Annotated in this window: 1 protein-coding gene; it reads left to right on the forward strand. The window is 74.6% G+C overall.

Annotated features, from left to right (window positions below; genetic code table 11):
* The coding region (locus ACFFNX_RS48500) for an AMP-binding protein (RefSeq protein ID WP_378213211.1) at nucleotides 1–2,059 on the forward strand (2,059 nt) is incomplete at both ends.

The raw sequence follows: 2,059 nt of genomic DNA on the forward strand, positions 1-2,059 counted from the left end.
GACAGCTCGGCGACCACGCCGAGGTCGTGACCGTGCTGTGGGCGGCGATCCTCGGCGGTCTGGTCGCGGTGCCGCTGGCCGCGCCCGAGGACTACCGGCGCCGGGACGCCGCGGTCGACCGCTTCCACGGCGCCTGGGACATGCTGGACCGGCCCGTCGTCGTCACCGCGTACGGGCGGCTCGCCGAGCTGCGCGAGGCGGCGGGTGAGCACGGCTGGGAGGGTCTTCGCGCGACGAGCCCCGGCGACCTCGCCCGCGACCGAGAGCCGGCCGCCGTCCATCCCGCCAGGGCCGACGACCCCGTCCTGTACCTGCTGACCTCCGGGAGCACCGGCCGTCCCAAGGCCGTGACGCTGAGTCACCGCAACGTCCTCGCCCGCAGCGCCGCGACCGCGGTTCGCAACGGCCTTGGGCCGGACGACATCTCGTTCAACTGGATGCCCCTCGACCACGTCGGCGGGGTCGTCATGTTCCATCTGCGCGACGTCGTCCTCGGCTGCCGTCAGGTGCACGCGCCGACGCGCTGGGTTCTGCGTGATCCGCTCCGCTGGCTCGACGTCGCGCACCGGCACCGCGCCACGGTCACCTGGGCGCCCAACTTCGCGTTCGGCCTCGTGACCGACCGCGCCGCCGACCTGGGGGAGCGCGGCTGGGACCTGTCCCGGCTGCGCTTCGTGATGAACGCGGGTGAGGCGATCGTCTCCCGCGTCGCCCGCCGCTGGCTGCGCCTGCTCGCCCCGTACGGCCTTCCCGCCACGGCGATGCGTCCCAGCTGGGGCATGTCCGAGACGTCGTCGGCGATGACGTACTCCGACCGGTTCACCCTGGAGTCGACGGGCGACGACGACGCCTTCGTCGAGGTCGGCCGGCCGCTGCCCGGCTGCGCGGCGCGGGTCGTCGGCGACGACGGCCGTACCGTTCTGCCCCAGGGCCGGATCGGCCGGCTGCAGGTGCGCGGGACGACCGTTACCAGCGGCTACCACAACGCGCCCGAACGCAACGTCGAGGCGTTCACCGCCGACGGCTGGTTCGACACCGGTGACCTGGGCCGCATCCAGGACGGGCGGCTCACCCTCACCGGGCGGGCCAAGGACGTCATCATCGTCAACGGCGTCAACCACCACAGCCACGAGATCGAGTCGGCGGTCGAGGAGCTGGCCTGCGTCGAACCCTCCTTCACCGCCGCCGTCGCGGTACGTCCCGGCGGCGCGGCCAGCGACGAGCTCGCGGTCTTCGTCTGCGTACGCGAGGGCCACGAGGAGGCGGACGCCCTGCGCCGCGTACGCCAGGTCGTGCTGGACCGCGTCGGGATCAACCCGCGCCACGTGGTGCCGGTGAGCCGCGCGGACATTCCCAAGACCGAGATCGGCAAGATCCAGCGTTCGGTGCTGCGGACGCGCTTCGAGGCCGGTGAGTACGCCGTGCGCCCGCCCGGCGACGACGCCATGAGCGTCCCCGCCCACTTCCACCGGCCCGTCTGGGTCCGGCGCCGCCTGCCGGGCACGCCGGGGGAGACGCCGGACGGCGACGTCCTGATCCTCCTGGACGCGTACGGAGTCGGCGAACGGCTCGTCCACCTGCTCGGCGCGGCCGGGCGGCGCTGCGTACGGGCCGAGATCCCCCGCGACGGGGCGGAGTTCGCCCGGCTGGGCCCCGACCACTACGCGGTGACGCCCGGCAGCGAGGCCGGTCACCGTCGGCTCCGCGAGGCGCTGACGGCCGACGGCGGGCTCCCGAAGACCGTCGTCCACCTGCGGTCGTGCGGCGTACCGCCCGCGACCCCGCAGGAGGCACGTACGGAACTGCTCGACCTGCTGCACCTCGCACGAGAGTCCGCAGGGGCCGCCCGCCTGTACGCCATCACCACCCGCGCGGTCGACCCGGGCGGGAACCCCGCCCTCGAACGCGCGCCGCTGACCGGCCTGGTCGCCTCCCTCGCGCACGAACGCCCGGACGCCCGCGTCGTCCACCTCGACGTGGACGGCGTCCCGGACACCGCGGCCGTGCTCCTCGCCGAGCTGGGCCGGATGCCGCGCGAGCGCGTCGTCGTCCACCGGCC

Origin of the sequence: Actinoallomurus acaciae, assembly GCF_042429965.1 — a bacterium.
Lineage (GTDB): Bacteria > Actinomycetota > Actinomycetes > Streptosporangiales > Streptosporangiaceae > Actinoallomurus > Actinoallomurus acaciae.